Source organism: Bradyrhizobium sp. CCBAU 45389 (assembly GCF_028128625.1).
GTDB classification, from domain to species: Bacteria; Pseudomonadota; Alphaproteobacteria; order Rhizobiales; family Xanthobacteraceae; genus Bradyrhizobium; species Bradyrhizobium liaoningense_B.
This window is the reverse complement of record NZ_LBIY01000086.1, coordinates 179811-186451: the sequence shown is the minus strand read 5'-3', so window position 1 is coordinate 186451 and position 6641 is coordinate 179811. Positions and strand designations below refer to the sequence as shown.

Below are 6641 nucleotides of genomic sequence, written 5' to 3'. Positions count from 1 at the left end.
AGGGTGGGGTTATGACTGCCCCAAATACTTCTTCATCTCCGCGATCAACCCGTCACGCAGCTCCGGCCGCTTCAGGCCGTAGGCGATGTTGGCGCGGAGGAAGCCGGGCTTGGAGCCGCAATCATGGCGCTCGCCCTCGAACTCGACGCCGTAGAACTTCTGCGACTTGGCGAGGCCGATCATGGCATCGGTGAGCTGGATCTCGCCGCCGGCGCCGCGCTCCTGCGTCTCCAGGATCTTGAAGATCTCCGGCTGCAGGATGTAACGGCCGGTGATCGAGAGGTTGGAGGGCGCGGTGCCCTTGGCCGGCTTCTCGACCATGCCGTCGACCTCGAACATCTTGCCGGTGCGCTTGCCGACGCCGCAGATACCGTATTGATGGGTGAGATGGTCGGGCACCGCCTCGACCGCGATCAAATTGGATTTCTCGCCGAGCGTTGCGGCGGTCTCGATCATCTGCTTGAGGCAGCCGGGCGTGTTGAGCACGAGTTCGTCCGGCAGCACCACCGCGAACGGCTCGTTGCCGACGATGTCGCGCGCGCACCAGACCGCGTGGCCGAGGCCGAGCGGCGCCTGCTGGCGGGTGAAGCTGACGGCACCGGCTTCCGGCTGGTTCTGCGCCAGGATGTCCTGCTCGGCCTTCTTGCCGCGCGCGGCCAGCGTGGCGTCGAGCTCGAACATCTTGTCGAAATGATCTTCGATGACATTTTTGTTGCGGCCGGTGACGAAGATGAAGTGCTCGATGCCGGCTTCCCGCGCCTCGTCATAGACGTACTGGATCAGCGGCTTGTCGACGATGGTCAGCATCTCCTTCGGCATCGCCTTGGTGGCGGGCAGGACGCGGGTGCCGAGGCCGGCGACGGGGAATACGGCTTTGCGAATTTTCATGGGATTGATCGAATACCTGAGGGCATGCGTGACGGGAGCAATGGCATCTTGCTAGCCTGTTTGCAGCCGCTAACAAAGGCGGATGTGGGGCCTCGCGCGTGCCGAGTTAAGAAAAAAGCAGCCACTAAAATTTCACCTTTGTTAAGCTATTGGCAACCGGTACCGGGCCTCCTGATGGCGGATTTTGGCCGGACGGATGGGACATGATGCAATCGGTGGCAGTGTTGGCAAAACGTGCTGGATTTGTGACCAACGCAACAATCGTTGCGGCCGTCTTGTTGCTGCCGGTTCACGCACACGCCCAGGCGCAGAACGGGCTGTCGAACCTGTTCGGCGGCATTTTCTCCGGCGGGAATCCCGCGCCATCACAACCCGCGCCCGGCCCCGGCGGCGCGCAGCCCTGGAGCGGCGAGGACGGTGCCTCCGGCCATCCGCTGATGACGGCCGCCGCGATCCGCGAGGCCGCCGGCAATTTCGACAATTGCGTCGCGGGCATGTGGCCCGATGCCGCACGGCGCGGCATCACCCAGGACAACTTCCAGCGCTTCACCGCCGGGCTTGCGCCCGATCTGCGCATCATGGACCTGATGGACTCGCAGCCGGAGTTCACAAAATCGATCTGGGATTATCTCGACATCCTCGTGAACGACAATCGCCTCGCCAAGGGCCGCGAGGTGCTCGCCAAATACAAGGCGCAGTTCGACGCCACGGAAAAGGCCACCGGCGTCGACCGCTACATCATCGCGTCGATCTGGGGCATCGAGTCCAATTACTCGACGCAGATGGGCGACCGCAGCGTGCTGCAATCGACCGCGACGCTCGCCTGCATCGGCCGCCGCCAGGCTTATTTCAAGGACGAATTCCTCTCCGCATTGGAGATCCTCAACCGCGGCGATCTGCGCCCGGAGCAGATGCGCGGCTCCTGGGCCGGCGCGTTCGGCCCGACCCAGTTCATGCCGACCGCGTTCAAGCGCTTTGCGGTCGACGGCGACGGCGACGGACGGCGCGACGTCGTCGACAATCCCACCGACCTGATTGCGTCGACCGCCAACAACCTGAAGAAGGACGGCTGGCAGTCCGGCCAGACCTGGGGCTTCGAGGTGGTGGTGCCGCAAGGGTTCAACTACATGCTGGCCGACCGCGCCAAGGCGCAAACGATCGCGCAGTGGGAGAAGCTCGGGCTGAAGCGCCCGACCAACCAGCCCTTCCCGCACCCGGCGGAGAAAGCCTATTTGTTGGCGCCGGCGGGCGCGCAAGGACCGGGCTTCCTGATGCTGCAGAACTACCGCGTCATCATGAAGTACAACCCGGCCGAGGCCTATGCGCTGGCGATCGGCCATTTCGCCGACCGCCTGCGTGGCGGGCAGCCCTTCGTGCAGCCCTGGCCGCGCCAGGAACGCGAGCTGTCCCGTACCGAGCGGCTGGAACTGCAGCAGCTTCTGGCCCAGCGCGGCTTCTACAAGGGCACCCCGGACGGCCAGTTCGGCGGCCAGACTAGGGAGGCGCTCCGCAACTTCCAGGCCTCGATCGGGGTGCCCGCCGACGGTTTTGCCTCCTCCGACGTGCTGGACCGGCTGCGCGGGCGGTAAAATCGCCCCGAAAGTAACCCTGAACAGGGATTTTGCCCGGCGGCCTTGACGGGGGCGGCTGTTCCCCGGTGTATGGCGCAAGAATCCGTCAAAAATCCGCAACGGAATCTGCCCGTTTGGCGCCCGATTCCGTTATTATATCGAGACTATTCCAGACCCCATTGCGCGCGGCCGAGATCGCATGTCGAAGAAGTCCCTGTTCAAGGCGCTGACCGAGACCGGCCCGTTGATCGCGCTGGGGACGGCGCTTGCGATATTGGTCTCGGTCGCAGGGCCCGCTTCCGCACAGTTCTTCAACTTCCCCGGCTTCGGCGGCCCGCCGCAACGCTCGGCCCCGCCGCCGCGCCAGGGCGGAGGCGGCGGTGGATGGTTCGGCGGCGACTTCTTCGCACCGTTCCAGCAGCAACAGCAGCAGGCCCCGCGCCAGGATTTTTCGCGCGCGCCGGCGCCAGCCAAGCGCGACACCACGCCTGACAAGAACGTGCTGGTGATCGGCGACGCCATGGCCGACTGGCTCGCCTACGGCCTGGAAGATGCCTATAGCGAGCAGCCCGACATGGGCGTGATCCGCAAGCACAAGACGACGTCCGGCCTGATCAAGTACCAGCCGAAGGGCGAGCCCTCGGACTGGACGGCAGCGGCGAAGGGCATCCTCGAGACCGAGAAGCCCGACGTGATCGTCGTCATGCTCGGCCTCAACGACCGTATCGCGATCCGCGAGCCCGTCACTGAGAAATCCGAGAAGGCCTCGGACAAGGACAAGAAGAACGACAAGGGCGCGCGCGCCAAGCAACCGGCGAAGCCCGGCGACGCCAAGCCCGACACCGCCGCCAAGCCGGACGACAAGCCTGCGGATGCCGACCTGCCGCAGGATGACGCCGACAATGCCGACACGCCTGCGGCCGCGCCGGAAAAGACCGCGCGCAATCCGAACGGCCTCTACGAATTCCGCGACGAACGCTGGGTCGAGCTCTACACCAAGAAGGTCGAGGAGCTGGCCAACCTGCTCAAGGCCAAGGGCGTGCCGGTGCTCTGGGTCGGCCTGCCCGCGATCCGCGGACAGAAGGGGACGGCCGACATGCTGTTCCTGGATTCGCTCTATCGCGAGGGCGCGGCCAAGGCCGGCATCACCTATGTCGATGTCTGGGACGGCTTTGTCGACGAGGCCGGCCGCTTCCTGCAGAAGGGCCCGGACTTCGAAGGCCAGATCCGCCAGCTCCGCAGCTCCGACGGCGTCTATTTCACCAAGCCCGGCGCGCGAAAGCTCGCGCACTATGTCGAGCGCGAGATCACGCGCCTGCTGGCCGGGCGCTCCGGACCGATCGCGCTGCCGAGCGAGCCTGCGACCCCCGACACCAGCGCCGAGCCCGGCAAGCCGGCGCCGCGGCCGCTGGCCGGCCCGATCGTGCCGCTGGTCGCGGCCTCGATCTCGACCGATCAATTGCTGGGCGGGCCGGGCTCGCGTCCCGCCGCCGTCGATGCGCTCGCTGCGAAGACGATGGTGAAGGGCGAGCCGCTGACGGCCCCCGCCGGCCGTGCCGACGACTATGCCTGGCCGCGCCGCGAGGTCGGCCGCGAGCAGGCCAAGGGCGATACGCCGATGGCGGCGACGACGCCCGACGGCAACGCCGCCTCTCCCACTGCATCGGGTGCGGCCGCTGCGATCGCCCCGCCCAAGCTCGCGCCGAAGAAGCCGCCGGTCGCGCCACCGCAGCAGCCGGCGCAGGCCACGCCGTCGTTCCGGGATTTCTTTGGTTTCGGCTCGCCGCCGCCGGCGCCGCGTCAATTCGCACCCGCGCCCGGGCCGCGCAATCCGGCGCAGAACCCTGCGATCCCGCGGCCGCCGGCTAATGTCGGGCGATCGGCGGAAGTCCGGTAGTTGAATCTCGTGTCCCGGACGCGGCGCAGCACCTCTTGGTGATGCGACGCAGAGCCGGGACCCAACATCTACTTCAAAAAGAATGGGCCCCGGCTCTGCGCAGCAGCGCTTTAGCGCTGCAGCGCGTCCGGGGCACGAGAGGTACGTGTTTGCGGTTCCTAGCCGTAATAGCGCCAGCGCGGCGGCGGACGGCGGGCGGGGCGCGACATCAGCAGCGCGAGCGCAAATCCGATGCCGCCGGCAACGAGCAGCGCGCTGAGCGGGTTGTCCTGCACTTTCTTCGACAGCGCCTGCGTGCCGTCGCGGAAGGTGTCGCCACTGCTCTCATAGGCGTCCTTGGCGTAGCCCGTCGCGGTATCCGCGGCATCACGCACGGCATCCTTGGCCTGGCCGTAAAGATTCTGCACGGTGCCTGCAGCTTCGCGCGCCTTGCCCGACGCCTGCGTCTTGGCATCGCCTGCCATGTCTCCGACTGCGCCTTCCGCGCGTCCGGCGAATTCCTTGGCTGATCCGACAATCCGATCCGTGTCCATGATGCTCCTCCTCGGGGGTCAGCCCAAGTAACCGATCAGGAGCGGCGCAGTTCCAAGTGTCGACGAAAGTGTAGCCCGGATGATCTACAAGATCAGCCCACCATCGACGACCAGCGTCTGGCCGATGATGTAGGACGACAGCGGCGAGGCCAGGAACAAGGCTGCGCCCGCCATGTCGGCCGGCGTGCCCAGTCGCCGCAGTGGAATGCGCGACAGCGCCGCTTCGAGCCGCTTGGGATTGTCGGTCGTCACCTTCGTCATCTTGGTGTCGACGAGGCCGGGCGCGATGCCGTTGACGCGGATGCCGTCCTCGGCCCAGGCCTCGCCCAGCGTGCGCGTCAATCCGACCGCGCCGGTCTTCGAGGCGTTGTAGGCGGGATTGCCCATGGTGGAATGATAGGCCGCGGTCGAGGACACCATGATCAGCGCGCCCTTCGCATCCCGCAACATGGAATGAAACCGCGTCGCGCAGGCCATCAGGCTCATCAGGTTGACTTCGACAACCTTGCGGAATCCGCTCATCTCGAATTCGCCGCGGCGATAGATCACCGCGCCCTGCGCGAGCACGAGGATGTCGAGGCGATCGAACGACGGCTTGAACGCTTCGATCGCAGCGGCATTGCTGACATCGAGCTGCGCGTAAGCAAGACCGTTAAGATCGGAGCCCTCTTCAGCTGAATATTCCGTTGCGTGAGCACGCGTGCCGCAAACGGCAACAGCTGCGCCCCTGGCGCGAAAGGCCTGTGCGATGCCGTTGCCGATGCCGCTGGAACCGCCGACGACCAGCACCTGCTTGCCCGAAAAATCCAGCTCGTTCGCCATCACGGCCTCCCCTTTTGTTTTGCTTGTTTGACCTGTCTGCGGATCGATGCCAGCCTTGTCAATCATAACAACGAACAACACGCCGCGAGGAAACAGCATGTCCGAGTTCAAGCAGCTCAGCCGGTCCGTGAAGGGCCTGACCGTTCTCGTCACGGGCGCAGCGAGCGGCATGGGGCGTGCGACCGCGCACGTGTTCGCGAGCGAGGGCGCGAACGTCGCCGTCACCGATTATGACGAGCAAGGCGCGCATGCTGTCGCGAAGGAGATCGCGGCGAGCGGCGGCGCGGCGAAGGCGTGGAAGCTCGACGTCGCCGACGGCGGCGAGATCAAGCGCGTGGTCGGCGATGTCGCCGCGCATTTCGGCACCCTCGATATCGTCGTCAACAATGCCGGCATCTCCGTGCGCGTCGCGATCGACGACGAGACTTACGAGGACGCCTGGGCCAAAGGCATCGCCGTGATGCTGACGGCGCACCCCCGCATCATCCGCGCCGCGCTGCCGCATTTGCGCAAGTCGAAGAGCCCGCGCATCGTCAACATCGCCTCGACCGAGGCGCTCGGCGCCACCGCATTGCACAGCCCCTATTCGGCGGCGAAGGGCGGCGTCGCGAGCCTCACCCGCTCGCTGGCGGTCGAGCTCGGCCGCGAGGGCATCACCGTCAACTGCATCTGCCCGGGCCCGATCCGCACCGCCATCACCGAGCGCATTTCCGAGGAGCACAAGACCATCTACGCCAAGCGCCGCACCGCACTCGGCCGTTACGGCGACCCCGAGGAGGTCGCGCATATGACGCTGAGCCTGTGCCTGCCGGCGGCGTCGTTCCTCACCGGCGCGGTGATCCCGGTCGATGGCGGCCTGATGGCGCGCAACGCGTAAGAGGCATGCGCGTCGCGCGTTGACAACTGCGAGTGCAGGAGTAGCTTTTTCAC

6 protein-coding genes are annotated in these 6641 nt (G+C 66.2%); 3 read left to right on the top strand and 3 right to left on the bottom strand.

Annotated features, from left to right (window positions below):
• Positions 1–9: 9 nt before the first annotated feature.
• Positions 10–888 (bottom strand): UTP--glucose-1-phosphate uridylyltransferase, encoded by an 879-nt coding sequence (locus tag XH79_RS16885; protein WP_271582334.1) that lies wholly within the window; start codon positions 886–888, stop codon positions 10–12.
• A 203-nt stretch (positions 889–1091) separates the two neighbouring features.
• Between XH79_RS16885 and XH79_RS16880 the strand changes: the two genes are divergently transcribed.
• Together XH79_RS16880 and XH79_RS16875 are read left to right on the top strand one after the other, a co-directional pair.
• A complete protein-coding gene (locus tag XH79_RS16880; RefSeq protein WP_271582333.1) occupies positions 1092–2477 on the top strand; it encodes a lytic murein transglycosylase in 1386 nt (461 codons plus the stop codon).
• Between the two features lie 181 nt (positions 2478–2658).
• Positions 2659–4356, top strand: coding sequence for an SGNH/GDSL hydrolase family protein (locus XH79_RS16875; RefSeq protein ID WP_271582332.1), 1698 nt, complete (start codon positions 2659–2661; stop codon positions 4354–4356).
• Between the two features lie 158 nt (positions 4357–4514).
• Here XH79_RS16875 and XH79_RS16870 read toward each other — a convergent pair whose 3' ends face one another.
• Both XH79_RS16870 and XH79_RS16865 read right to left on the bottom strand, forming a co-directional pair.
• The gene (locus XH79_RS16870) at positions 4515–4889 is read right to left on the bottom strand and encodes a CsbD family protein (RefSeq protein WP_271582331.1); all 375 of its coding nucleotides are present in this window, start codon (positions 4887–4889) and stop codon (positions 4515–4517) included.
• 84 nt (positions 4890–4973) lie between these two features.
• Entirely contained in the window at positions 4974–5711 is a 738-nt protein-coding gene (locus XH79_RS16865) for an SDR family NAD(P)-dependent oxidoreductase (protein ID WP_212344739.1), read from the bottom strand.
• Positions 5712–5808: 97 nt separating this feature from the next.
• Here XH79_RS16865 and XH79_RS16860 point away from each other — a divergent pair, with 97 nt between their 5' ends.
• Positions 5809–6588: an SDR family NAD(P)-dependent oxidoreductase gene (locus tag XH79_RS16860; protein WP_271582330.1), complete on the top strand. Its 780-nt coding sequence runs from the start codon at positions 5809–5811 to the stop codon at positions 6586–6588.
• Positions 6589–6641 lie beyond the last annotated feature (53 nt).

What these genes read in the sequence shown, in the direction of transcription:
- XH79_RS16885 (WP_271582334.1), bottom strand. Translation starts at nt 888, where the DNA reads ATGAAAATTCGCAAAGCCGTATTCCCCGTCGCCGGCCTCGGCACCCGC.
- XH79_RS16880 (WP_271582333.1), top strand. Translation starts at nt 1,092, where the DNA reads ATGATGCAATCGGTGGCAGTGTTGGCAAAACGTGCTGGATTTGTGACC.
- XH79_RS16875 (WP_271582332.1), top strand. Translation starts at nt 2,659, where the DNA reads ATGTCGAAGAAGTCCCTGTTCAAGGCGCTGACCGAGACCGGCCCGTTG.
- XH79_RS16870 (WP_271582331.1), bottom strand. Translation starts at nt 4,889, where the DNA reads ATGGACACGGATCGGATTGTCGGATCAGCCAAGGAATTCGCCGGACGC.
- XH79_RS16865 (WP_212344739.1), bottom strand. Translation starts at nt 5,711, where the DNA reads ATGGCGAACGAGCTGGATTTTTCGGGCAAGCAGGTGCTGGTCGTCGGC.
- XH79_RS16860 (WP_271582330.1), top strand. Translation starts at nt 5,809, where the DNA reads ATGTCCGAGTTCAAGCAGCTCAGCCGGTCCGTGAAGGGCCTGACCGTT.